Below are 26,769 nucleotides of genomic sequence, written 5' to 3' on the forward strand. Positions count from 1 at the left end.
AAAAATAAAATACGAACCAACTCCTACTCGAAAAAATTACACACCGCTGACTATCAGTTAAATACATAATAAAATAGCTGCAAAGTCTTGCCCATACTACCTTTTGACTACTATTCCTGTATTATCCTTAGAAAAAATATTGAAATAAAATGGATTTTATGAATAAATTTGAAGAATCAAGTAGCTACTTTTAAAATTTTAAAAAATGAGCAATAAACCTGCTACCTTATTTGACAAAGTTTGGGATTCACATGTTGTCAGGAAAATTGAAGATGGTCCGGATGTATTTTTTATCGACCGCCACTTTATTCATGAAGTAACCAGTCCGGTGGCTTTTCTTGGTATGGAAAAGCGGGGATTGAAGGTGATGTTTGCGGAAAAGACCTTTGCCACAGCAGATCACAACACCCCTACCATTAACCAGCATTTGCCGGTAAAAGATCCACTGTCGGCCAACCAGTTGAAGGCACTGGAGACGAATTCCAACAAATATGGTATCTCCCACTGGGGATTGGGTAATCCCAAGAATGGTATTGTGCACGTAGTAGGTCCGGAAAATGGTATCACCCTGCCGGGTATGACCATTGTATGTGGCGACTCTCACACCTCTACCCATGGTGCTTTTGGCGCTATTGCCTTTGGTATCGGTACCTCTGAAGTAGAAATGGTACTTTCCTCCCAGTGCATTATGCAGCCCAAGCCGAAGAAAATGCGTATTAACGTAACAGGTAAGCTGGGCAAAGGTATCACCCCTAAAGATGTAACACTCTATATTATATCCCGCCTCACGGCTGCCGGCGCTACCGGCTACTTTGTTGAATATGCCGGCGAAGTATTTGAAAACATGAGTATGGAAGGTCGTATGACCGTGTGCAACATGAGCATTGAAATGGGTGCCCGTGGCGGTATCATTGCCCCGGACGACACCACTTACAATTATATTAAAGGCAGGGAAAAAGCACCTAAAGGGGAAGCCTGGGATAAAGCCCTCGCCTACTGGAAAACGCTGAAAACAGATGCCGGCGCCACTTTCGACCAGGAATATACTTTTGATGCAGCGGATATTGAACCGATGATCACCTACGGTACCAACCCGGGTATGGGGATGGGTATTACCAAACATATTCCCGCAGCACTGGCAGGCGACAGCAAATCCAGCTACGAGAAATCATTGCAATACATGGGCTTCCAGGAAGAAGAAGCGATGATCGGTAAAAAAGTAGACTACGTATTTATCGGCAGCTGTACCAACGGACGCATTGAAGACTTCCGCGCCTTTGCTTCTATTGTAAAAGGCAGAAAGAAAGCAGACCATGTGACAGCCTGGATTGTTCCGGGATCACATATTGTAGAACAACAAATCAAAGAAGAAGGTATCCTGGATATCCTGACAGAAGCAGGTTTCCAGTTGCGTCAGCCCGGATGTTCCGCCTGCCTGGCCATGAACGATGATAAAGTTCCTGCCGGTAAATATGCCGTGAGCACCAGCAACCGCAACTTTGAAGGCAGACAGGGCCCCGGTTCCAGAACTATGCTCGCCAGCCCGCTGGTAGCTGCTGCTGCTGCCGTAACCGGCGTGGTAACCGATCCAAGAGAACTGATTGCTTAATACCTTTTTCCTAATACGATACAATATATAAAATGGCTTACGATAAATTCACCATATTAAAGAGTTCCGCAGTACCCATGCCCATTGAGAATGTGGACACGGACCAGATTATTCCTGCACGCTTCCTGAAAGCCACAGAACGCACCGGCTTCGGCGATAACCTGTTCCGCGACTGGCGTTACGAAACAGATGGCACGCCGAAAAAAGACTTCGTGTTAAACAACCCGATCTACTCCGGTCAAATCCTGGTAGGTGGTAAAAACTTCGGTAGCGGCAGTAGCCGTGAACACGCTGCATGGGCGATCTACGACTATGGATTCCGCTGCGTAGTGTCCAGCTTCTTTGCCGACATCTTCAAAAATAACTCCCTCAACGTAGGATTATTACCTGTACAGGTAAGCCCGGAGTTCCTGGATAAAATCTTTACCGCCATAGAAGCCAACCCTAAAGCGGAAATAACAGTTAACCTGGAAGCACAAACGATTACTATCTCCGCTACCGGTGAAAGTGAATCCTTTGCCATCAACAGCTACAAAAAGCTGAATATGATGAATGGTTATGATGATATTGATTACCTCCAGGCCATGAAAGACGAAATAAAACAATTCGCCGAAAAAAGCCTGTACTAACCTTGCTAATACGATTATGCCAGTGACCCAGCGCCACGTTGAAATAATGGACACCACACTCCGCGATGGAGAACAAACCAGCGGAGTGTCTTTTTCACCCTCTGAAAAGTTAACCATCGCACAACTTTTACTGACGGAAGTAAAAGTTGACCGGATTGAAATTGCCTCAGCCCGCGTATCTGACGGCGAATTTGCGGCAGTGCAGTCCATTACCCAATGGGCGAAGGAAAATGGTTTTTTAGATAAAGTTGAAGTATTAACTTTTGTTGACGGCGATGTTTCCGTACAATGGATGCTGCAAGCCGGCGCCAAAGTCATGAACCTGCTCACCAAAGGCTCACTGAATCATTTAACGCACCAGCTCAAGAAAACACCGGAAGCACATTTTGCTGAAGTAGCCGCAGTCATCAAACTGGCGGGAGAAAAAGGACTGGACTGTAATATATACCTGGAAGACTGGAGCAATGGTATGCGGCATTCCAGGGAATATGTATTCCAATACCTCGACTTCCTCCAACAGCAACCTGTAAAGCGGATCATGCTCCCCGATACCCTCGGCGTACTCACGCCGGAGGAAGTAAAGGAGTTCATAACGGCCATCGTTACACGCTACCCGGGTATTCACTTCGACTTCCACGCCCACAACGACTACGACCTTGGCACTGCCAACGTACTCGAAGGGGTGAAAGCCGGCGCCCACGGTATCCACCTGACAATTAACGGCATGGGAGAAAGAGCCGGCAACGCCTCGCTGGCCAGCGCCATCGCGGTATTGAACGACTTCCTCCCAACAGTAAAAACTTCCGTTGTAGAAACATCGCTGTATACCGTCAGCAAGCTGGTAGAAACATTTTCCGGTTTCCGTATTGCGGTCAACAAACCCATTGTGGGAGAAAATGTATTTACACAAACCGCCGGTATCCACGCCGATGGCGACAAGAAAAATAAACTCTACTTCAGTGACCTGATGCCGGAGCGCTTTGGCCGCCAACGCAAATATGCACTGGGTAAAACCAGCGGCAAAGCCAATATAGAAAACAACCTGCAACAGCTGGGCATCAAACTCTCCGACCCCGATCTGAAAAAGGTAACACAACGCATCATCGAACTGGGCGACCGGAAAGAAGTGCTGACACAGGCGGATCTTCCCTATATCATTTCGGATGTACTGGACAGCAACCGCATTGAGGAAAACGTGATCCTGGAAAACTACGTGCTCACGCATTCCAAAAACATGAATCCCTCCGTAACCATCCGCATTTCGATCAAAGGACAAGTCTTTGAAGAACATTCACAAGGGGATGGACAATACGATGCCTTCATGAATGCGTTGAAAAAAGTATACCAACAACTGAAGACAGAACTGCCACCACTGGCTGATTACGCAGTACGTATTCCTCCCGGTGGTAAGAGTGACGCCTTGTGCGAAACCATCATCACCTGGGTGAAAAACGAAAAAGAATTCAAAACCCGGGGGCTGGATAGCGACCAAACCGTGTCTGCCATCAAAGCCACCCTGAAAATGCTGAACTTAATTTAAACGTCAACCACTTAGCGCATGGCCACTAAACATATATTAGTCGTTCCCGGAGATGGAATCGGACAGGAAGTAACTGCTGTAGGCAAAAAAGTCCTGGACAGCATCGCTGCAAAATTCGGTCATACTTTTACCTACGATGAAGCCCTCATCGGACACGTAGCCATTGAAGCTACCGGCAATCCTTTACCAGATGAATCGCTCGAAAAAATGAGGCAATCTGATGCTGTATTATTTGGCGCCGTAGGCCATCCAAAATACGACAACGATCCTTCCGCCAAAGTAAGGCCAGAACAGGGCTTGCTGAAAATGCGCAAAGAGCTGGGGCTGTATGCTAACCTGCGTCCCATCAAATTATTCGATGAACTGTTAGGCGCCTCCAGCATTAAACCTGAAATCTTAAAAGGTGCTGACATCCTCTTTTTCCGTGAACTCACCGGCGACATTTACTTCGGCGAAAAAGGAAGGAAAAACGATGGCGACACCGCCTACGATATCGCGGAATACAGTCGCTATGAAGTAGAACGCATTGCCCGCAAAGCTTTTGACGCTGCCAGAACACGCAGAAAGAAGCTCTGCTCTGTAGACAAAGCCAACGTGATTGAAACCTCCCGTCTCTGGAGAGAAGTGGTACAAAAAGTAGCACTGGAGTATCCGGACGTGGAAGTAGAACACCAATTTGTGGATGCTACCGCTATGCTGCTGATCAAAGATCCACGCCGCTTCGATGTAGTGGTAACTGCCAACCTGTTTGGTGACATCCTCACCGATGAAGCCTCCCAGATAGCAGGTTCTATGGGTATGCTGGCCTCTGCTTCCATAGGCGATGGCACCGGCGTATATGAACCCATTCATGGCTCTGCACATGACATCACCGGCAAAGGCGTTGCCAATCCATTGGCCTCTATCCTTTCTGCCGCCCTGCTGCTGGACATTTCCTTTGGCATGAAAGCAGAATCAGAAGCCGTGATCCGTGCCGTTGACCAGGTATTGAAAGCAGGTTTCCGCACCCGGGATATCGCTGATGCACAAACACCGGCAGATAAAATACTGGGCACAGAAGCCATGGGCGCAGAAGTGCTGAAGTTTTTGTAAGCCAAAAGTATAAAGCCTGCAAAGCAAGTAAATAGTGCGAATTTTGTCTTATACAGGATTAGACTGATTATACTGATTATACTGATTTTATTTCGGTGATTATATTTTAAAGATTTAAAAAGAAGAAGGGAGATGAAAGCGGATATACCTCCGATCATCTCCCTTCTTTCTTAATCCCAAAAATAAAAAATCAGTATAATCTATATAATCCTGTATAAGACAAAATCCACGCAGATCACTCGCCTGATATTTACGCAAACGCCCCTTTAATTGTCTTAATCCCCCCCTCCTCCTTCATTTTTCCCCTGTAAATTTGTACTGTTATTTAAAACTATATACGATGAGTCCGGAAGTTACCCAGTATATCGATCAATTGAAGCCCTGGCAGCAAGAAAGTGCTACCGCGCTTCGCAACCTGGTGCTTAAAACCATTCCTGGTGCTGAAGAAAAACTCCAGTATGGCAAACCCCACTACCTGAAAAATGGAAAGTATGCAGCAGTTATTTCGGCGGCAAAAGACAAATTATCCTTTATGATTTTTAATGCTACTGAACTGGCTGAAATAAAAGGATATTTTCAAGCTACTACCGCCCCTGACCGCAAAACTGCCACCATTAAGGAAGGGCAAGCAACAGATTATAAGCAATTAGGGGAGTTACTTAAAAAAGCAAGCAAATCAATTTAAAACATACTGCTGATGAGAAAGATTATATCGTTTATGCACATCTCCCTGGACGGTTTTGTAGGTGGTCCAAACGGAGAAATGGATTGGATCAAAACAGCCCCTGAAATCTTTGATTACGCATCCGGTCGCACCCAGGAATCAGACATGGCCCTGTACGGCCGCGTAACCTACGACATGATGGACGGCTACTGGCCTACTGCTGCGGAACAGCCTGGCGCCAGCAAACATGATATTGAACATGGCACCTGGTATAACCAGGTAGACAAACTCGTGATCTCCAAAAGTATGGCCGGCCAGCAAAAAGATAAAACGATCATTATCAGCGACCAGGTGAATCAACAGGTAAGTGCCATCAAAAATAAACCCGGTAAGAACATTGTCAGCTTCGGCAGTCCCAGCATTACCCATATACTCATGCAGGATAACCTGATAGATGAATTCTGGTTATTCGTAAACCCCATTTTGCTGGGTGCTGGTATCCCACTATTCAAAGATATTAAAGACAGGGTATCCCTGAAATTGCTGGAAAGTAAACCATTTGCGTCTGGAGTAGTGTGCCTGCATTATGAAAAGAGCTGAAAAGAGCTGAAAGCAGAAAGCAGAAAGCAAAAAGCTATTGAAGCAATTGATCAAAGCGTATATAACATCCGTAATGGTCAATCGCTTCAATAGCTTTTTGCTTTTTGCTTTTTGCTTTTTGCTTTTTGCTTTCTGCTTTCTGCTTTCTGCTTTCTGCTTTCTGCTTTTTGCTAATAGCTAATAGCTAATAGCCAATAGCTAAAAATAGCTATTGCCACGCCCTTTTCCGAAGCGCTAATTTTGATTGCTGAAAATTGCTTAAATTGGTCTTCTGAACTTACGTTTACCATGACTCCTATCCGTGCTGAACAAACGTCTTTTCTCCATCACCTGCAGGTAGTACACTATGCAAAAAATGAAATAGATCATGATCAGCTATCTCCCCTTATCAATAAATTTAAACAGCTAAATACCTTTCCTTCGGCCCTGATTCCGGCATTCTATATAATTGACTATACCAAACAGGATTATATCCTGATGAGTGAAGGCGCCCGGCAAATGGGTCATTATGACCCGAGAGACTTTATGGACGCCGGTTTGAGTATGCTGATGCATATTTATGATAAAAACGATTTCAAAGTATATAATGAAAAAGTATTTACGGCCAACAGGGATTTCCTGCTATCCATGCCCCAGGAAATGCATGAGCAATACATATTTAACTATACTTTTCGGATAAAGAACGGTCGTGGCGGTATCTCCCACCTGTATCAGCGGGGGGCTTATATTACCTCTCCCGTAACCAAACTGCCATTATACAGCCTGGGCATGGTCATGAACATCACCGGCATATACGATCAGCGAAAGATGTTTCATTCTATCGAAAAAGTAAAGCCAGGTGATGCATTACTGGGCAGTGAAATTATACAACAACAATACTTCTTTCCTCACGAAGAAGACACCCTACTCAGTCCGCGTGAAAAAGAGATTGCGGTGCTGATGGCAGAGGGATTCAGTATTAAACAGATCAGCGACAAGCTACGGATTGCTGAAAACACCGTAGCCAACCAACGGAAAAATATGTTACAGAAAACCGGCACCAAAAATATGGCGGAGCTGGTGGCATTTGTGATACGAAATGGCATTATATAAAACGCTACATGAAACTACTCCCTTTTCTTCTCCTGTTACTCTTCTTCCAAAGCCTGCGGGCACAGGACCATCGATCTATTCAATTGTTACTGGATGCCAACCGGGCTAAATATTTCACCACGGATACGGTGATCAGACAGCAGGTAGACAGCGCCTTCAAAATAGCTACTGCAGTATTCAATTCTGCCGAATTCCAACAGGAAATAGGTCGCATGACCTTTAACTGTAAAAGTTACTGCAACGGCTGCACGAAAATACCGGCCGACAATGCCGGACGGGTTTCCGGTAAAACCATACTGGATACCATATTTAAGGAGTCTACCGTAAAAAAGGGATTTGAATTAAAAGAGAAAGATGGCCCGCTGGGTTTAACGACGCCGGGTACCTATTACACTACTGCCTGGTATGAGTCTATCCAGGACAATATGTGGGAGTTCCACTCCTTTGCCTACGCCCTGACTGCCAATTTATGCCACGAATACATGCACCAGGTAGGCTTCTGCCATATGTACTGTGTGGGCGGCTGGCTATGCGATCCGCGCAAACGGCTCAACGAAAGGAATGGAAAACCCGATCCCAAATTTATTGGGGAGGATGTAAGTTATAAAGTGGGCTGGGCAGTATATTATATCCTGATCGACTGGAAAAAGAAGGGAGTAGATCCCTTTAAGGGAAGATAATAGCCAGGAAGCTATTCTTCTTCCCCACTGTTGCCATCTGCCACCACAGCCTGTGCTTTCAGCAGGCTTTTCTCGTAATGCCGTTTCAGGTATCTCATAATAAACGGGATAACAGGTAAGAGCATACGACTCATACTATGAAAGGGTAGCAAGAGGCCTACCAGGAACACGATGATGAACATCAGCGGCACGGTCAACGCCCGGCGTTGCTGATACTGCACAAACAGTGGATTGTCGAGCCCTTCGCTTAGCTGACGCCCCGGATCACTGATATATCTCCATAATACCACAATCATCATCCCGGAAAAAGTCACATTTAGTGTGTATACCAGGAAGGGACTAATGAAGTTAGTGCCGGCGTACTCACTGTCCAGTGCCGTACTGAAGGGGAACAATACGATAGAGAGCAGGAAGAGTAAATTAAGCCATATCAGCTTGGGGGTATAGTTGATCACATAGCCCATTAACTGGTGATGTACCGTCCAATAGAGGCCCACAAAAAAGAAGCTGATAAAGAAACCCAGGAACCGGGGCGTTAGTTCCAGGTAGGCATGTATCACCTGCCCGGTAGTATACTCCGGTAATAAATGAGGCACTTTTATTTCAATAATCAACAGCGTGATGGCGATAGCAAATACGGCATCACTGAAAAGAATCAGGCGTTCGAGCTGGAAGACGGTTCTGGCGTGGGACATAAGATAGCTACATTAAAGTGATTAGGCTGACCCTACTAAAGTACAATTCATTTATTAATATTCCTGCTTATATTTAAGAGAATGACCGCCCCAACCCACTAGATAACTATATCCTCTTTTTACCGCTCCTGTTTAAAAAATACTTCGTAAGTAATTACATTTACCGCAGGTGTAAATACATCATACAAAATCACCAAACGTCCTACATTTGGGTATAAATCCCCTATAATGAAAACGAAATATAGCTGGTTTTTTGCCTTATTAATTTCCGTCACTACTTACATAAATAACGTTTATGCACAGGCTCCGGCGCCTGTTTATCCCATCAATGGGCGGCTTACAGCAGCGGACGGCGCCCCGGTAAAAGAAGTGATGATACAACTGCTCCATGCCGGCGATAAAAAGCTGGTAAAGGTAGCCTACCCTGATAGCCTGGGTAACTTTGTTTTTGAGCAGATAAAAGCAGGCAACTACCTGCTGCTTACACAAAGCATGTATTTCAGCCCTTATCAATCGGCACCATTTACCCATCAGCAAAGCACCTCGCTGGGAAATATTGCCCTGCAGGCAGCCAGCCGGGGTTTGAAAGAAGCAACGGTGACCGCCAACAAACCTTTTATACAACAGCAATACGATAAAACGGTCATCAATGTAGCCTCCTCCATTGCCTCCGCCGGCAGTACTGCGCTGGAAGTACTGGAAAAATCACCCGGTATTACCATTGACCAAAACGACAATATAGCCATGCGGGGCCGGCAGGGTGTACTTGTGATGATCGACGGCAAACAGGTGCCCATGAACGGACAAGACCTGGCAAATATGCTCCGGAATATGTCGGCCAACCAGATAGAAACCATTGACCTCATCACCAACCCCTCCGCGAAATATGATGCGGCCGGTAACGCCGGGATCATCGACATCCGGTTGAAAAAAGGAAAGAAATCCGGCACCAACGGAAACGTATCCCTGAGTTATGGACAAGGTATCTATCCCAAAATATCGCCCTCCTTCAATTTCAATACCAGGCATAAAAATCTGAATGTTTTCGGGTCCTATAATTATACCTTCCGGCAGGAAGTAAATGACCTGACGATATTCCGGCAGTTCTACGATGCTGACAATAAATTTACCGGGGCCAATAATTACAATAACTTCTTTAAACATACGTATAGTAACCACAATGCCCGCATTGGGGCTGATTATAATATCAACAAAAAAGCAGTCATCGGCTTCTCTGCCAATGGCATCTTTGCCAACAACAACGTAGCCACTAACAGCGTTGCACATACGAAAGACGCACAACAACAACCCAATGGTTCATTTATTACGTTGGGCAATACACAACCTCAACGAAACAACAGCAGCATTAACGTAAACTATAAGCAAACACTGGATACCAATGGCAGGGAACTGACTGCCGACGTGGATTATGCCCGGTATAACTTTGACGATACCCAATTGTATAATACCCATTACTATGACGTAAACAGTGTAGAAAACAAAACACCTTATATTCTTTTTGGAGACCTTACCGGTACCCTGAGCATCCGGGCTTTCAAAGTAGACTATACCCAGCCACTGAAAAGTATCGGTGCAAAACTGGAAGCCGGTATCAAAAGCAGCTGGGTAAAATCCGATAATGATGTACAATTCTTCGACCGGAGCAATGGTGGCAATAAATTGGATGAAGGAAAAAGCAACCGGTTTATATACCATGAAAACATCAATGCCGCGTATGTCAATGCATCAAAAAAGTGGCAGCATTTAACGGTACAACTGGGCCTGCGACTGGAAAATACAAATGCGGATGGTAAGCAGGTTGTCAACACAACTACCTTTAACCGTGACTATACGCAGCTCTTTCCCAGTGGCTATGTGGGATATGAGTTCAATGATCAACATGACCTGGGCTTATCCATGAGCCGGCGAATAGAAAGACCCTCCTACCGCCAGCTCAATCCTTTCCGGGTGTTCCTGGATCCGCTGACCTCCGCAATGGGAAATCCTTACCTGTTACCGGAAATCACCAATTCCTTTGAGCTCACGCATACCTTCAAACAGGATTACGTCACCAAAATAGGCTATAGCATTACCCGGGATAATATGCTGTCTGTTTTAGCTCCGGATGTACAACCGAATACGGTTCTTCAAACCGACAGGAACCTCGCCAGGTACGATTACTATAATGCCAGTTTTTCTTTCCCTGTTAACATTGGTAAATGGTTCAACAGTATGAACACCGCATTATTGTACTATGGCCGTTATAGCGGTAACCTGGCAAATACCAACCTGGATGCCAGCAGGGTGTCTTTCAATTTCAACTCTGTAAATACTATTATCATTGATGATGCTACGACGATTGAAATTACCGGTGATTATGAAAGCAGGACTTACTATGGGTTCCTGGATGTTGGCAGCTTTTGGTTTATTAATGCCGGGGCGCAAAGGCAACTCTGGCACAAAAAAGCATCTCTCAAAATAAATGTCAACGATATCTTCTTTACTAACAGAACAAATGCCGTTACCCGGTTAACAGGCTATGGAGAAACCTTTATACAGAAAAGGGATACCCGCGTGGCCACTATTACCTTCACCTATAAGTTCGGTGGTACAACATCCGGCAATACCAAGCGGAAAACAGGCGGAGCAGAAGAAGAAAAGCGGAGGGCTGGATAAAAACGTATAAATTTATCGCATGAACTTAGTTAACGAGCTGAAAGAACTGGGTCTGGCCACCCGGTTAAAGCGGCTGAGCGATCGTTTATCGCAGGATGTCAGCCAGATTTATAAGGAATCCAACCTGGATATGGAAGCTAAATGGTTCCTGGTGCTGGAATTGCTGACCAGGGAAAAAGTGATGGCGATAACAGAAATATCGGCGGCATTACAGTTAAGTCATGCCGCCGTTGTTCAATTTGCTGATCAGATGCTGGAAAATAATCTCATCAAAACCACTACCGACAGTAAAGATGGCCGCAAGCGTTTGCTGTCACTGACTTCTACCGGAAAACAAACCTATAAAAAGCTGGGGCCTGTTTTGGAAGTCATCCGGGAAGAAAATAAAAAGTGGCTCGCCACTGCCAGTGCAGACCTTTTACAGGTGCTCTCAGAACTGGAAAAATCTTTAGACGATCGTAGCATGTACAAACGCATAAAGATTAGCCTGTTGGAAAATGAATAATTAATGTGGAATCCCCAATTCATCCAGTACTTTGAACGCAATCCGGTCGCAACGAACCAGGTGGAAGGAAAATACCAGGTCATTTTTGTAATACTCGGATATTTTGCCCCGCAGGATTAGCTTAGCCCTCAGCAGGCGTACTTTAGCATTAACAGGGGAAATATTAAGTGCCTGGCTGGTTTCTGCATTGCTGAGCTGCTCTATTTCGCGCATCACGAATACCAGGCGATATTTTTCGGGAACATGTAACAGGGCTTTTTCCAGGGCGGTGCCCAGTTCTTTATCAATTATTTTTGCTACCGGAGATTCTTTTATCTCGGCCATTCCTGCCGAATGATGATCTGCCAGGACGGAGATATCTTCCCTCACCCCCCGTTTCTGTTTCCTCAAATGCTGATTACATTCATTAATCATGATCCGCTTTATCCAGGTACTAAAGGTCGCTTCCTGCCTGAAACCGGCCAGATGCTGGTAAGCATTGATATACGTGATTTGCATCACGTCCTCCACATCGGCATCATTGTTCAACATAGACATCCCTAACCGGAACAGGCTGGGATTGTGCCGACGCATCAGCGCCTCAAATTGTCGTTTATCTCCCGCGAGGATCTTATTAATAATCTCGTTGTCATCTTCTGTAGGTAATATTCGAATAGGGTCCATTAGGTCTTGTTAGGTGATTAATTTAACAAAAGTTACAAAAAAGATGGATTTTTTTGTAACCCTCACCTTTTTTTTTACTCTAATAGATAAAGGATGCCGTCATCGAGATTGAAAATCAGGGGCGGATAGTACCTTCTAACCCGTTATAGTTTATTATTATTAACCGTAAAACCTGTGCGTGCTGATGAATAAGACTAAAATATTTAACCTACAGGGGATCAAGATGCCCGAACTGACACACCAACGGATGCAGGAGTTAAAATTAACCCCCAAAGGAAAAATGATTACTGCCACCGGGATGGATGCTTTCCCCGGCCTGCTGAAACTAATGGAAACCTCGCTGTACGAGCAACTGGCGCAATACGACGACCTGAAAAGCTCTGGTGCAGACAGCACCGAAAGGAAGTTACTACTGATGAATATGCTGGAAGATCATCTGTACTGGGAATTTGCCTACCAGGTGATGTTTATGAAATGGCGCGAGCAAAAAATAAATATTGCTTCATAAACCGGCCTTTCATCCCTATTACTTATCCCCATTATTTTTTGCCTGTTGTGAGGCGTGCCGGACCCGTCAGATTATCGGAGCAAACCTATACATTTGCAACCAAACGCAATCTCATGGAGCACTACGGCATTGTCATTTTCATCCTGGCTATTATGATTGTGCTGTCGGCTGTAGCAGATAAAATCAGGCTCCCTTACCCGGTGCTGCTGATTTCTGCCGGCATTGGCATTGGATTTATTCCCGCCTTGCCCAACATCAGCTTAAACCCGGAAATAGTCTTCCTGTTGTTTCTTCCGCCCCTGCTGTACGACGCGGCATTTAACATCTCCCCGGAAGAATTTAAAACCAACTTCAATACCATTGGTACCCTGGCCATCGGTTTGGTGTTTGTAACGGCCGCCGGGATCGCCGTAGCAGCACATTACCTCATACCGGGTATGACCTGGCCCCTGTCGTTTGTATTAGGCGCCATTCTATCTGCCACGGATGCAGTAGCCGCTATGAGTATTACCAAAGGACTGGGCCTGTCGCATAAAACCATTACTATCCTGGAAGGGGAAAGTTTGATTAACGACGCCTCAGCCCTGGTCACCTACCACTTTGCCATTGCTGCCGCTATGGGCACCGCCTTTGTATTTTGGAAAGCTTCCCTGGAATTTATTGTGTTAATGGCTGGCGCCATCGCATTGGGGTTACTGGTCAGCTGGTTATTGGCGCGCATCCTGAGGGTGATTCATAAAAACGACCTGGTAACCATCAGCTTTATGCTCCTGACCCCGTTTGTTACCTATTCGCTGGCAGAATCACTGCATGTGTCTGGCGTGATTGCAGTGGTAGTACTGGGCGTAAAGACTGCCGGTGTAAGCAATAAAATTTTTCCGGAGAAGCTAAAGCAGCAGTCCAGAACTATCTGGGATATTATTATCTTCCTGCTGAATGGCCTTATATTCATCTTGATAGGTTTACAGTTCCCCTATATTATTAAAAGCATTCCTTCCCATATGATTCTCCCCTACATTGGTTACGGGTTTATCATTACGCTGATAGCACTGTTACTGCGCATGGGCCGGGTATTTTCCCAACAACTCAACTTAGAGCAGGCCTTTAAGAAAGGTCGGGGACGGATCACAGAAAATGCGCTGCTGGATTTTAAGAACAGTCTTATTATCAGCTGGTCCGGCATGCGGGGCATTGTTTCCCTCGCTATGGCGATTGGGTTACCGCTCACCCTGGGGGATAACGGAGATTTTACCGAACGCAACCCCATTATATTTATCTCTGTGGTAGTGGTGCTGATTACCCTGATCGGGCAAGGCATTTCCCTGCCATGGATCGTAAAGCTGGTGAAGCTGCCACCCGCCAAAAAAGCAGCCGGTGTTGCCCATCATTAATTTTTTTCCGGAGATCATATAGGCGTGACCGTATCATTTGCGGTGGCTATTTCACCACCGTTGCCAAAAAAGAAAAGGCCGCAGATAAAACATCTACGGCCAATTTTGGGGGTTACAAGCAGCGTCACTATGCTATCTTTTTCAACAAAATGCTTTTCTTCAATGAGGTTACCGCTTTTTACAGGCGAATAAAATACAGGCCAGTAGTAATGCTACAGTAACAGCGTATAGGCGTTGATGGTATGTTGTCATATGTTTTTTTTAGGGTGATGTAAAAGTATATCGGGGAAAGATGGGAAAAAAGCGGGATCGACAAACAGCCGGGGTCAGGGGATGAATAACAACGTGCAGAACGATATGCAGTTCGTGGGTAAAACGGTGCGGTTAGTCGCTATAACTGCTGCCGCAGGGTGATACCTTCCTAAAAATAGGAAGTTCGATGGATTAACCGGAACTTTATGTTCCTAATACCTATTGCCAATGGGGTACCTGACAACCTTAATACTGAGCTATAGTGGCGCCACTGTTTTATTCTTACTCCTCTGCTGGTGTTACCGGCCATTCCGGAACATAAAAAACAGCTACCTGTCTATTTCCAACCTGGTAGCCATGGTATTAAGCATATTGCTAACGGAAGAGATTATACGCAATTATATTATCAACGCCCTGAAATATGCGGACTACACCTACCTCCAATATTCACTACGGCATTTGATTGTTATCATATTTTGTACTGGTGTACTCCCCTTATTTTTCCTTTCTGCCAGGCTGAGGACCAACATAATATTTACGTTGGTGAACATCTTGCTGTTGACAATTGCCTGTTGTTATGAAACGATCCATATTATAATTACCAACTGCTTTAATGACTATCTCCCTTCCAGCTGGACCTATTACCGCAGTTCTTACCTGGAAATGATCTGCTGGCCACTGGGCTATTTCCTGGTCATGCTTTTATTAACCCGCATAAAAAGGGCTACCCCCAAAAGAGGATAGCCGGTATTTATAATTGAATCCGTCTGTATGGCATTTTATTGTAACCAGACCACCTTCACCGTTTCCACTCTTCCGCCCCTGATCACGCGCAGGAAATAAGTACCTGGTTTAATGTTCCCTTTATTCAGGGTAACCCGGTGTATACCCGGTTCCAATATGGATAAGTTCTGCCGCTGTATCATACTGCCGCTGCTGCTCCATAGCTCCAGCCGCACCGGGCTTTTGACCACTTGCTGTAATTGTACTGTTACGGTTTCCATAGCAGGGTTAGGGTATATGCTCACAGTAGTTGATTTCAATATGCTTTTTTCCGGTACCAGTGCAGGCGCTGCAGCCCTTGCCAAACTGCCACAGGCAAAGGTACTGCCGCATCCCGCCGGGTTATATACACTGTCACCAAGCGTAGACGTTACGTCCAGGCAGGTGTTACTGACATATTGATGGAAGGTGCTATAGTACACATCTCCAATACCATCACGGGTGGTATCTTTGATGAAGAGCACATTACACGGGTTGTTATGCAGGGTATGATAAATATTATTACGGAAGATTAGATTGGATTGCGCAAACAAAAAAGCGGTCATAATATCCGAGTCAATCGTCACCTCATTCTCTTCAAACGTAATGTAGCGGGCCCTGTTCAGCACTATTTCTGCCCAGCGCTGGGAGGCGCTGTCGATACCGTATACGTAGTTCGCTTTCCGGCGCAATGCCGGTGAAATGAAATAGTTATGTTGAATGGTGTTCCATTTTACAACGGTACTGTCTACCCAGGAAGAATGGTTATTACTACCAATATAAATGCCGGCGCCCAGGTTGTGATGCAACGTATTGCTCCTCACCATATGACCGGCCCCTTTACTGGAATCCTGTTCATTACCAATGGAAATACCTACGCCGTTATTATAGCAATCATTATTTTCTACCGTAATATTCCGGGAGCCATCGAGATAAATGCCCGCCGAAATGGCAATAGGCGATAAACACCGGAACACTTCATTGCCTTTAATGGATCCATTCCGTGACTGATTATTACTCTTTGTTAAAGCCGGATAACTGTTCAGCACCCATTGGTAGTTACCTGCCGCCACAATGCCAATGTTAGCAATATCATGAATGTAGTTATTGCTGATGGTAAAGGTATCTACGTTGGCGTTCACCGTGATGGCTTCCGTGAAGCCCGGCACGATATCGTACAATACGTTGCTATCGATCACAATATCATGTTGGGCCGAATTCCCATTACCCAATACGGTGATTGCTCCCAGGTTATCGTTAGGCTGTGGATACTTGGCTTTGGTGGTATCGCGGGTCCATTTCATATCGTACAGGGTATCCTGTTTAATACGCACATGTGCACTGTTGCCCATGATGGCAATGCCATAACGTACGTCTTTTAGCGCTACGCCGTGCGAATCGTAGGTAGTGAGTGTAGAGTCGTTGGTAATATTGCGCAGGCGCAGTCCCTGTACGGAAAGATATTGAGCGCTGTCTATCGCAAAGAGCGCGGCAAATTTAGCGGTGAGCAATCCGCCATCCAGTGTAACGGATTCGCCCGGATAATTGCGGATATTGGTCCAGCGTCCATTCCGGCCGCGATTACTGCCAACATATACGGTAACCGCCTGTTGATATACACCCCCACGGAGGTAGATATTAATCGAGGTATCTATTAGTTTAGGTGGGGTGAAAGCAAAATCGTAGCCGGCCCTGTTCACCGCGGCATTCAGCGTTTTCCAGGGATTGGCTTTTGAGCCGGTGCCGGTGGCATCGCTGCCGGTGGTGCTTACATAGAAGTCCGAACGTGGGCGCTGACGAATAATATTGCTGGTCTGTGTATGCGTTTCCGTTACAGTTCCTACCCCCGCCGCTTTATATACCAGGTCACCATAGTATCCGGGAGCAATGGTTTTAAACTGGTTGCTGTCCAGCACCACATTGGCAGGAAAACTGGACGCGCCGCTCATCATTACCGGGTAAATATTTTTGTCGGTGTTCATTGGATACGGTGCTTCCATCAGGTCGCTGTTCCAGAGCATGTTGCTGAACGTACAGTTCCGGATATCGATGTTGGTGCTGTTACCATAAATATACAGGCCGTAACCGGTAATATTTTTCAGGTTAGTGAACGTAATACCATCGAGCCGTATATAGCTGGCATCTGATATGCTGGCCATGGCTGACCAATCGGCGGTGAAGCCGGTGCCATCAAAGGTGACTTGTTCACCGGGATAGGCTTTGAGGACGAAGTATTTGCCGGCGCTGCCGCTTTTGCCGCTGCCAATGTAAAGCAGCGTGTCTTTGTTGAAGCGATAGGTACCTTGCCGCAGGAAAATCACCACATCCTGGGTAGTGGGTGCTTGTGCAACAAACATTGCTGTCGCCAGGTTATTCCAGGGATTACCGATGCTGCCATCACCATTGGTGGCTTTGGTATTGTCTACATAGTATCGTTGTGCAGCTGTATGCTGGCTGTATCCCAGCAAACCGGCAACGAAAAAGAGGCTGAGTAAAAGTGTTTTCATGGGTTTATATTTTGGGAAAAGGTTTGGTGCTGTTATAATACATCGAGATTAACCGGGATGCCACCGATTCTTTTATTGTCGGGGATGTGGCCAATTTCCGACCAGGCCTTATCATATATGGTTAGCCCGATAGCAATTTGTTTATTGAATAACCCGGACAAAACACTTCTTTTCAGGGCCAGCTCATATTTAAATACCCCACCACCGGAAGCGGATGCCCCCATGACATAAAACGGTGGGATATTCAGCGCATTCCAACTCCAGCCGGCATGTGCAGTGCCGCCGGTAAAAGCATAAGCGCTCCACCAGCTACCGGTGCCACCCAGCATTGGTTGCCCTTCCAGGTAGAGGTCTGCTCCCATGGCCGGATACATCACATGATAGAAGCCGGTAGCACTATCTTTTTTAGGATCACCGGTATGATCTGTATCAATAAAAAGCCCGAGGATAGTAGAATCCGTGATGCTGCCCTGTTGCTCCACATACAGGTACACGTTGGTGCCGTCATAGTCCCATTTGATTTTCTTCACTACATCTGCTGTGGGATTCACCAACTCATTGGTGATCCCATCCCAGTCGGCCAGGCTATTATCATCCAGTTGTATGGGTGATTTTTTGTCGATGATCAGCACGGTAGATGCTTCTGTTTTTTTGCCATCAGCAGCCGTGGCGTACAAGGTAATCACATAGCGGCCTTTGGTAGGATAGGTATGTATCGGATCTTTATCGGCGGCAGTGCTGCCATCGCCAAAATCCCAGCTATAGGTGGTGGCTTGCGTAGATAAATTTTTGAAAGATACCACCTTCCCATCTACCGCGTAGGAAAAGAAGGCTTCAAAAGCCTTATCCGGGTTGGATTTATCTTTCTTACAGGCGGTCATCACCAGCACTCCGCAGACCAGGAACAATATTATATTAGAAGAAAAACTTGCTTTCATGTTACAGATTTTGGATAACTAACCAATACTCCTATACGAAAAATGCGATCAGGGATTTTGTTTACAGGCCGGATTGGCCAGTATTTCATCTACCGGTATATAAAAAATGGTTTTAGGATCATTCCAGTTAATGGTAATATTAGGATAGCCGGTAGGTGGCACGGCCAGGTTCACATCTGTTTCCTGCAGGCCAGGCAGGTGATAGCCCCAATAATCACGTACCATATTTAGTTTGTTCCGGTACACATCAAAGGTGCGATGCCCTTCAAATGCCAGTTCTATCCTTCTTTCCAGCAGCACTGTTTCCAAGAGGCTTTTATTCCGGGGTACCTGTCCGTTATACAGTGCGCCCTCCAGGCCACGGTGTTTGCGTATTTCATCTACATCAGCCAGTGCCCCGGCTACATTGCCTTTGATGGCATAGGCCTCTGCGCGGTTCAGGTAAATTTCCGCCAAACGCAGCATCACCGGCGAGCTTAAATTCGGATCTCCATCCTGGAAAGAAAACTTGGTGATATAATAAATTTCGATGCCGTTCTTTTTGGCGACCACGCCGGTAGCAGGATCTTTCAAGGGCAAAATATAAGACCAACGTACATCCTCCGGGTGCTCACTCATTACCTTACGAATGGAAGGGGATGCAAACTCTTCTCCCCAGCCGGAGTTGCCATCAGAGTAAATCATAGACGCTACGGAGCCTTCTTTGCCGCGACTGTCTACTTTCGTTTGTGCTACCAGGAAAATGCTCTCGGCGGAAGCGCTGGCCTTCTGGAAATAAGTTTTAAATCCTTCGGCAGATTCGAGCTTAAAACGACCTGCATTCATCACTGCATTGGCGGCAGCAATGGCATTATCAGCGTCATTCATGTACAGGTATACACGCGACAAATAGCCCAGTGCCGCCTCTTTGGAGGCATACTGGTTGCCCCTTGGCTGGTCCATCAGCGAGGCTGCTTTCTTCAGATCATCTACCACAAAATTGTAGGAATCTTTTACGGAAGCACGGGGTGCTGTTGCATCGTCAGTAGTAGTGCGACGAAGAATAATGCCCGGGCCATCCGCTGCCTGGGTATAAGGCCTGGCGAACACGCGCAGCAAATTGAAATGCAGGAATGCCCGTAAAAAGTAGGCTTCGCCAATTAATTGTTTTATGGCTCCGGAGGGATTGGGAATCTTCTCGCCCAGCTCAATCACAGTGTTGGCGCCATTGATAATTTTATAAGAGATGTACCAGAAAAAACGAATGTTCGACTGGTCAGGTGAGTGCGTGTAGGTAAAGCTATAAAACAACGGATGCTCGGTAACTTGCCCGCATACAATATCATCGCCGGCGTAGTCGCTGAACTGGTAATACTGCCACAGGTAGTTTTGTCCGGGGTCAACGAAGCCATTAAACATCACATCATTTTTCAGCAGGGCATAGCAGCCATTCATCACATTAGGCAGTCCATCGGGCGTACCTGCTACATTTTCTGTATTCAACGCATCGGTGGGCGCCACGCTCAGGTTACAGGCGGGCGCTATGCAACTCATGCCAAGAAAAAGCAGCAACCATTTTTTTATGATCATGGTAGTGGAAATTGTCAGTTAAAAATTAATTTCTATGGTGCCTAAATATTGCCTGTTGGCCGGGTAACGGAAGTCCGCCACGCCGGGCATAGAGAAGTCGGCGCGATTAACGGTTACTTCCGGATCCTGTCCCCAGAACTTCGTCCAGGTATAGAGATTATCGCCGCTAAGCGCCAGCCGCAGCCCTTGCAGGTGCAAACGTTGCACGATGTTCATCGGCACATCATAGCTCAGGCTGACGTTTCTTAGCTTAATGAAGCTGCCGTCTTCCTGGTAGCGACTGGATATTTCGGTTGATAACGCTGCTTTCTGCATGCTGGGATGGGTGGCGATGTCGCCGGGTTTTGTCCACCGCGACCAGTCGCTTTTCGGTTGCATCTGGTTGTAGTAAGGCTCATGTCCGTCTACATCCATGAAGCGGCGGATAAAGTTCATGATCTGGGCGCCTTGTGAATAAGCGAAGCTGGCAGAAAGGCTGATCCCTTTCCACGAAACACTGGTGCCAAATCCGCCCTGGAAGCGAGGCAACGCATGACCGGTTTCCTGGCTCTGTGCCTGTCCGTAGTCGGAAGTAGGCGAACGTTTGATGATATTGCCGGCATCATCCCTGGTAATCTGCTCCCAGAGCGGACGTCCGGTGGCAGGATCTACGCCGAGCCATTTGGGGATATTGAAAGTATACAGTTCTCCCCCATCTCTGTAAATCTGCGTAATACCATTAATGGTTTGGTATACCGGCTTGCCGATACCTGCCAGTTCATTTTTGTTCATCCCGAAAGTCAGGTCCATCGTCCACTGGAAATTTTTCGTCTTTACATTGACGGTAGAGAGGGTAATTTCCAGGCCGTTGTTTCTCAGCTGCCCTACGTTTTCCCAGCGGGATTCAAAGCCTACTGACAGTGGCTGAGACACCTGCAGGAGTAAGTCTTTCGTCACATTGCTGTATACATCCACATTCAGCGTAACGCGATTCCACAAGCCGAGATCAAGGCCCAGGTTGCGCTGGTGGGTTTTCTCCCAGGTTAGTTTGGGATTGGGCAACTGGTACGGAATAGCTGCTGCCTGTGCATTATACTGCGCACTCAGCGAAAACAGGCCCAGGTATTTATAGGCGCCTATATCCTGCATACCTGTGATACCATAGGTAGCACGCAGTTTCAGCAGGTTGAGCCAGGGATTACCTTTTAAAAACGTTTCATTGGAAGCCAGCCAGGACACGCCGATAGCCGGGAACTGTGCATAGCGGTGCGTAGGCGGGAAAGCCGAGGTACCGTCTACCCGGTAAGAAGCGGTGAGATAATATTTCTCCGCGTAGTTATAATTTACCTGGGAAATCAACGACTGCATCACGGAGTGGTTTCTTGCCCCCCGTAGTTGTTGTTCGCTGGAGACAACTGCCGGTACATCAAATCCTACCGGCAAACCTTTTCCCTGTCCTCCTAACAACTCATCCCAGCTGCCCTGGAATTCGGCTCCTGCGAGGCCGCTGATAGCATGCAAACCTTTACTGAACGAGAATTTAAAGAGGTTCGTAGAAATACCGCTGTAGTACAGGGAAGAAGATTCGTCGAGCAAACCTTTACCGTGATAAGAGCCGGCTACAACCGGGGAAAAGAAACTATGCGATTTATTGCTACCTACCCCTACCCTGTTGGAACTGGTAAATGTAAGCCAGTTGGTGAGTTTAATATTGCCGATGAAATCGTAGTTGATATTAAAATCTTTGGTGCTGTGGTCGGAATTGGCGAGGGTATGCAAAGGATTGATTTTATCCCTGGACCACCAACCCTTTGTGTTCGCGTCTACATACCTGGAAATGCCGGTAGAATCGTATGGATTATCCCAGGGCAGTGAGAGGTAGGAATAAAACAGGTCCATGTAATCGTAGGTTTTCCCGGTAGAAGCGCTGATATTGATATTATTGGAAACGGATACCCGTTTGGAGAATTCATAGGTGGTGTTGGTGCGAAGGTTCACGCGTTGAAAGCCGGTGTTTTTAAAAGTGCCGGCTTCGTTGTAGTAAGCGCCGCCTAGGTAATAGGTGAACTTATCTGTTTTACCGCTGGCGGAAAGGTAATAATTCTGTACCAGCGCCGGATGAAAGGCATTGTCTACCCAGTTGAAGTTACGGTCGGCCAGGTCGCGGGGCCGTTCGTTATAAAATTTCAGGATATCAATTTTACCGGACAACGTATCGCGGTATAACTCTTTGGAGGCATTAAAAAAACCGGCGCCGCTCATCATGTTCAAATGTCCTTTATTAGGCGTTCTGCGGCCCAGTGTGGCTTTAAAATCGAAGCGCGGGGCGCCTGACTTACCTTTCTTGGTGGTGATGATGATGACGCCGCCATTGGCCTGGGAGCCATACATACCGGTAGCACCGGCATCTTTCAAGACGGTCACGGAAGCTACATCGCTGGGATCGTAGTTACCGCCAATGATACCGTCTACTACCACCAGTGGTCCTTTGGGGGCGCTGAGCGAGGCTATACCACGGATACGGATATCCGGCTGACTACCCGGCGCGCCTGAGCTGTTAACTACCTGCACGCCTGCTACTTTTCCCTGCAGCATGGTGCCTACATCGTTGGCGGTTACATCTTTCAAACGCTTACCAGACAATACACTCACGGCGCTGGTAATTTCATTTCTTTTTTTATCATCGTATCCCATCACCACCACTTCGTTTATATCCGTTAGTGCAGCGATGAGTTTTACATTCACTTCCGTATGATTACCGATACTACGGGCAACTGGTAAATATCCCATCATCCTGAATAACAAAGTGTCCTGTGCGCTACCGGCAGTAATGCTGTAGGTGCCGTTAGCCGCGCTGACTACACCGGTGTTTTGTCCCTTTACCGCGATACTTACTCCTGGAATACCCTGCCCATCGGCGCCAGACACTTTACCTTTGACCAGCACCTGTGCGTGCCCCGGGGTAGCACACAGCAACGCGCAAACTAACAGTGAGAGCAATAGGTGGAGGCTTTTAGAGCTCATTTTCATACAGGTACGTTTTCTGTTGTTTTCGTAATGATTGATACGTTGGTTGATAGCGCGGGTTGGATGAAGTTGGATGTTAGGCTAATGTAGCACATCGCCTTCCTTAAAATATCCTCAATCGTTTGACTTGATTTTGCGTAAGTCCCTTATAGCTTAATAAATGCCTGGTGTTTATATAGCCACCAGCATATGTACCATTCTGCTACCAGTGTGGCCAGTGCGGTAATAACCAGTTGTATTTTTTCCGGTACCGCCATCCGGCTCATGATACCGTTGCTGAATACGCCGATAGCACCGTTAAACCATTGCCCGCCTACGGTTTCAAAAAAGAGATAAATAAAGAGTGCATTCATGCCTACCACCACGGCAATCCAGGCTTTGCTGTTGTATTGGCGTATATCGACGAGCCAATACACGAGTGCCAGTATCAAAAATACCCAGCCGCCGGATGCCAGTACAAAGGAGCTGGTACTGATTCGTTTAATGATTGGCGTTATAGCTGCTGCGTCGAGTGCGAAGCCAATCGTCAGGCCCACCACACCTGCCAGCAGCAGCGTAACTACCTTTTGTTTTTGGGAACACTTACTAACCAAAACTTTTCCTGCCAACACACCCCATATGGTGTGTGCTGCCGTGGGGATACAATTAATGGTGACCCAGCCATCGGGGTTGAGCTTGCCCATCAGCACCCCGTCCATCCAGGCGCCGAAATTATGATGTTCTGTAAAGGGCTGGTCAAAACCGGGCATCAGTATGGTGCGATACAATAGCTCGGTCAGGGCCAGCAATATAACGGTAACGGTTATCTGAAAAAAATAAGACCGGCGGATAAAAAGGTAAGCCAGCAAGGTAGTAAACGATAATTGCGTTAATACATTCCACAGCTCCCATACCATCCTGCCGGCCTGTATACAATACAACCCGGTACCACAAAGAAATAGTTTAAAACAACGGAGGGCGATATGTTTAAAGTGCTGTTCCCAGGTTTCTCCTTTGCGGGCGCGGTAGTAGTAAGATAAATACATGGCCGTGCCGGCAATGGTCATAAACGCAGGCTGCACAAGATCCCAGGCATGCAGGCCATGCCAGGGGTGGTGAAAAAACTGCCGGACCAGGCCGTGCCAGAATGCCGGCAGTGATAAATCAAAGAGAGCATCATAGAGCCGGCAGCTTTCTGCTGCCAGTAAAATCATAATACCTCCCCGCATTACATCCAGCGATAACAGGCGGTTGGCGGTACTGCCGGTAATATTTTTTTCGAGAGATGTCATACACCAGGTTGTTTGCGGGTAAGCGTATTATTTCCAGGCCTGTTGAATAAAACGAAGCCAGTTTTTGTGAAAAATATTCTCAATATCTTCCTGTTCGTACCCCCGTTTCCGTAATAGCTGTTCCAGCTTCGGTAAATCGGCGATGGTATCAATATCCCAGGGACTTTGTTCCTGGCCGAACATGCCATCCAGGTCGCTGCCAATGGCAATGTGGCGGCTGTTGCCTGCCAGCTGGCAAATATGATCGTAGTGGTCTACCAGTTTATCGAGGGTAATATTTTTTTTCCGTGGATCGGAAGTACCGCGTACCCATCCGGTGGTGAGCATCCAGGCATCCAGCACGCCGCCTATCACGGAGCCTCTTTCTATGAGCATGCGGATCTGATCATCGGTGAGCTGCCGTTGATGCGGTACCAATGCGCGGCAATTATGATGGCTTGCCCATATCGGTCCTTTGTATAAGTCCAATGCCTGCGTAAATCCTTCATCCGTGAGGTGAGTGACGTCGAGGATCATATTCAGCGCATCCATCTCTCTTAATAATTCCACACCAGCGGGCGTTAATACCCCTTCCATTCCTGTACCGGGCGCATATCTTCCCGGGCCGTAGTGAGCGGGGCCCAACGCCCGTAACCCGTACCGGTAGGCTTTTTCGAGATAAGAAAGATTGATCAGGGAGTCCGCTCCTTCCAGGCTCAGGATAAAACCCACGGGTTTTTCAGCATCGTCGATAGATTCATCGTCCCACATCTGCAGGTGCCGGGTGAGTGTATCCATATTCGTTATCTGGTTCATTTCACCGGCTAATACCATCGCCCGATACCAGGCCAGCTGTCCCTGCGTTTGCGCCCAGGCCTGCTCCGGCGAATGCCATCCCGGCAAACTACTGCCCGGCGCCACATAGCGGGCTATCTGCGTAGCCACCACCAGCCCTACTTTTCCAGCCCGTAAGGCTGGCAGTGATACAACTCCTTTACCACGGTCCAGTTTATCGGTCATGCCGGCTTCCCTTTCCCGTATATGGCTCACCGGCATTTTCAGGTCCCTGTTCCACTCCAATGCATTCATGGCGAGGTCCAGATGCGCATCTATCATTAACATGTTGTTCGTTGTTTTAATGACCGTTCGTTTCGGCTACTTTTTTCTTCACTACATCTACCGGGTACTTCAATGCCAGCTCGCGTATTTCATAGCTGAAGGCCGCGAAAGTTTCTTCCCATAACCGGGCTTCTTCCGGTGTATACTCGTAAAAGCCCTGCGCATTGGATACGCCGCGTGCACCTGCTTTCACCAGGTTGTCAATCAGGGGTGGTACTTCCGTATCGTTACACAACGTAGGAAACAGGTCTTTCATCACTGTATGATACGCAGGTACACCGGTGAGATCCATCCAGCGGAATACGCCCACTAATGTCATCCAGTAGCCGGCGTTGTTGCGACAGGCCCTGTCTACATCTTCTACGGTGGCATAGCCATTTTGCACGAGATGAAAAGCTTCGCGGTACATGGCATACATGAGGCGATTGGTGATAAAACCACGGATATCTTTGCGCACCAGTGTAGGTTCTTTGCCCCAGTAGTGGGAAATAGCATAGAGATATTCTCCTTTCACCACATCACTTTTATCACCACAAATCACTTCCAGGAAGCGGGTAGTATGGGATGGTTCGGCCCAGTGCAGGCCGAAGAAGCGGGCCGGATGTTTCACCTGTTCCTGTAAAATACTGATGGGAATAGCGGAAGTATTGCTGGTCAGCAGTGTGTCTTCTCCAATAACGGCTTCAATTTTTTCGTATACTGATTTTTTGATCGCCAGGTTTTCCAGTGTACATTCTATCACCAGCATGCAGTTACGCAGTTGTTCATACGATTCTGTAATGGTGAGCTGTTGTAAACAGGTGGCGGGTACTTTGGTCGTTAATCCTTCCTGTAACGACCGGGTCAGGTGTTCGGTGATGCGTTTGGCTGCATGTTGCAAATCGGCCGCCAGTGGTGCTACTGCAATCACCGGGTGACCAGCCATCAGCAAACAGGCAGTAATACTGCATCCCATTAAACCCAGTCCTACCACTCCTACCGGCATGTTGGCCGGATCTATTGTATATTCCATCAGCGATTAG

The 26,769-nt window shown here is 46.9% G+C and carries 22 protein-coding genes; 13 read left to right on the plus strand and 9 right to left on the minus strand.

Features of this window, described 5'->3' with window-relative positions:
- Window positions 1-205: 205 nt before the first annotated feature.
- The 8 genes from leuC to AC5ZC7_RS13720 all read left to right on the plus strand — a co-directional run bounded on the left by leuC (window position 206) and on the right by AC5ZC7_RS13720 (window position 7,906).
- Complete coding sequence (gene leuC / locus AC5ZC7_RS13685; RefSeq protein WP_496161872.1) at window positions 206-1,609, plus strand: 3-isopropylmalate dehydratase large subunit; 1,404 nt, start codon at window positions 206-208, stop codon at window positions 1,607-1,609.
- 32 nt (window positions 1,610-1,641) lie between these two features.
- On the plus strand, window positions 1,642-2,238 hold the full coding sequence (gene leuD / locus AC5ZC7_RS13690; protein ID WP_496161873.1) for a 3-isopropylmalate dehydratase small subunit: 597 nt from the start codon (window positions 1,642-1,644) through the stop codon (window positions 2,236-2,238).
- A gap of 16 nt (window positions 2,239-2,254) precedes the next feature.
- Complete coding sequence (locus AC5ZC7_RS13695; RefSeq protein ID WP_496161874.1) at window positions 2,255-3,778, plus strand: hydroxymethylglutaryl-CoA lyase-like TIM-barrel protein; 1,524 nt, start codon at window positions 2,255-2,257, stop codon at window positions 3,776-3,778.
- 18 nt (window positions 3,779-3,796) lie between these two features.
- A complete protein-coding gene (leuB, locus tag AC5ZC7_RS13700) occupies window positions 3,797-4,870 on the plus strand; it encodes a 3-isopropylmalate dehydrogenase (protein ID WP_496161875.1) in 1,074 nt (357 codons plus the stop codon).
- A gap of 373 nt (window positions 4,871-5,243) precedes the next feature.
- Window positions 5,244-5,555: a DUF1801 domain-containing protein gene (locus tag AC5ZC7_RS13705; protein WP_496161876.1), complete on the plus strand. Its 312-nt coding sequence runs from the start codon at window positions 5,244-5,246 to the stop codon at window positions 5,553-5,555.
- Window positions 5,556-5,567: 12 nt separating this feature from the next.
- Window positions 5,568-6,134, plus strand: a complete 567-nt coding sequence (locus tag AC5ZC7_RS13710; RefSeq protein WP_496161877.1) for a dihydrofolate reductase family protein — start codon at window positions 5,568-5,570, stop codon at window positions 6,132-6,134.
- A 288-nt stretch (window positions 6,135-6,422) separates the two neighbouring features.
- Window positions 6,423-7,226, plus strand: a complete 804-nt coding sequence (locus AC5ZC7_RS13715; RefSeq protein ID WP_496161878.1) for a LuxR C-terminal-related transcriptional regulator — start codon at window positions 6,423-6,425, stop codon at window positions 7,224-7,226.
- A gap of 8 nt (window positions 7,227-7,234) precedes the next feature.
- Entirely contained in the window at window positions 7,235-7,906 is a 672-nt protein-coding gene (locus tag AC5ZC7_RS13720) for a hypothetical protein (protein ID WP_496161879.1), read from the plus strand.
- A gap of 11 nt (window positions 7,907-7,917) precedes the next feature.
- Here the strand turns inward: AC5ZC7_RS13720 and AC5ZC7_RS13725 are convergent, their stop codons facing one another.
- Complete coding sequence (locus AC5ZC7_RS13725) at window positions 7,918-8,601, minus strand: TMEM175 family protein (RefSeq protein WP_496161880.1); 684 nt, start codon at window positions 8,599-8,601, stop codon at window positions 7,918-7,920.
- A gap of 228 nt (window positions 8,602-8,829) precedes the next feature.
- Between AC5ZC7_RS13725 and AC5ZC7_RS13730 the strand changes: the two genes are divergently transcribed.
- Complete coding sequence (locus AC5ZC7_RS13730) at window positions 8,830-11,277, plus strand: outer membrane beta-barrel protein (protein ID WP_496161881.1); 2,448 nt, start codon at window positions 8,830-8,832, stop codon at window positions 11,275-11,277.
- A gap of 19 nt (window positions 11,278-11,296) precedes the next feature.
- Entirely contained in the window at window positions 11,297-11,782 is a 486-nt protein-coding gene (locus AC5ZC7_RS13735) for a MarR family winged helix-turn-helix transcriptional regulator (RefSeq protein ID WP_496161882.1), read from the plus strand.
- Here AC5ZC7_RS13735 and AC5ZC7_RS13740 read toward each other — a convergent pair whose 3' ends face one another.
- Window positions 11,783-12,445, minus strand: coding sequence for a sigma-70 family RNA polymerase sigma factor (locus AC5ZC7_RS13740; RefSeq protein ID WP_496161883.1), 663 nt, complete (start codon window positions 12,443-12,445; stop codon window positions 11,783-11,785).
- A gap of 184 nt (window positions 12,446-12,629) precedes the next feature.
- Here AC5ZC7_RS13740 and AC5ZC7_RS13745 point away from each other — a divergent pair, with 184 nt between their 5' ends.
- From AC5ZC7_RS13745 to AC5ZC7_RS13755, 3 genes are all read left to right on the plus strand, one after another.
- Window positions 12,630-12,953 carry an eIF2A-related protein gene (locus AC5ZC7_RS13745; protein WP_496161884.1) on the plus strand — a complete coding sequence of 108 codons (324 nt, stop codon included), beginning with the start codon at window positions 12,630-12,632 and terminating at the stop codon, window positions 12,951-12,953.
- A 113-nt stretch (window positions 12,954-13,066) separates the two neighbouring features.
- Window positions 13,067-14,344, plus strand: coding sequence for a Na+/H+ antiporter (locus AC5ZC7_RS13750; protein WP_496161885.1), 1,278 nt, complete (start codon window positions 13,067-13,069; stop codon window positions 14,342-14,344).
- A 480-nt stretch (window positions 14,345-14,824) separates the two neighbouring features.
- Complete coding sequence (locus AC5ZC7_RS13755; protein WP_496161886.1) at window positions 14,825-15,340, plus strand: hypothetical protein; 516 nt, start codon at window positions 14,825-14,827, stop codon at window positions 15,338-15,340.
- A 35-nt stretch (window positions 15,341-15,375) separates the two neighbouring features.
- On the opposite strand, the gene AC5ZC7_RS13760 is transcribed toward AC5ZC7_RS13755, so the two are convergent.
- The 7 genes from AC5ZC7_RS13760 to AC5ZC7_RS13790 all read right to left on the minus strand — a co-directional run bounded on the left by AC5ZC7_RS13760 (window position 15,376) and on the right by AC5ZC7_RS13790 (window position 26,759).
- Window positions 15,376-17,865 carry a T9SS type A sorting domain-containing protein gene (locus AC5ZC7_RS13760; protein WP_496161887.1) on the minus strand — a complete coding sequence of 830 codons (2,490 nt, stop codon included), beginning with the start codon at window positions 17,863-17,865 and terminating at the stop codon, window positions 15,376-15,378.
- Window positions 17,866-17,897: 32 nt separating this feature from the next.
- Window positions 17,898-18,803 (minus strand): PKD domain-containing protein, encoded by a 906-nt coding sequence (locus AC5ZC7_RS13765; RefSeq protein WP_496161888.1) that lies wholly within the window; start codon window positions 18,801-18,803, stop codon window positions 17,898-17,900.
- A 48-nt stretch (window positions 18,804-18,851) separates the two neighbouring features.
- The gene (locus AC5ZC7_RS13770; protein ID WP_496161889.1) at window positions 18,852-20,372 is read right to left on the minus strand and encodes a RagB/SusD family nutrient uptake outer membrane protein; all 1,521 of its coding nucleotides are present in this window, start codon (window positions 20,370-20,372) and stop codon (window positions 18,852-18,854) included.
- Between the two features lie 18 nt (window positions 20,373-20,390).
- On the minus strand, window positions 20,391-23,381 hold the full coding sequence (locus tag AC5ZC7_RS13775) for a SusC/RagA family TonB-linked outer membrane protein (RefSeq protein WP_496161890.1): 2,991 nt from the start codon (window positions 23,379-23,381) through the stop codon (window positions 20,391-20,393).
- Window positions 23,382-23,524: 143 nt separating this feature from the next.
- Entirely contained in the window at window positions 23,525-24,649 is a 1,125-nt protein-coding gene (locus tag AC5ZC7_RS13780) for an acyltransferase family protein (protein WP_496161891.1), read from the minus strand.
- A 27-nt stretch (window positions 24,650-24,676) separates the two neighbouring features.
- A complete protein-coding gene (locus tag AC5ZC7_RS13785) occupies window positions 24,677-25,750 on the minus strand; it encodes a membrane dipeptidase (RefSeq protein ID WP_496161892.1) in 1,074 nt (357 codons plus the stop codon).
- A gap of 13 nt (window positions 25,751-25,763) precedes the next feature.
- A complete protein-coding gene (locus AC5ZC7_RS13790) occupies window positions 25,764-26,759 on the minus strand; it encodes a 3-hydroxyacyl-CoA dehydrogenase NAD-binding domain-containing protein (protein WP_496161893.1) in 996 nt (331 codons plus the stop codon).
- Window positions 26,760-26,769 lie beyond the last annotated feature (10 nt).

This window comes from Chitinophaga sp. 9-1-y (assembly GCF_059511905.2).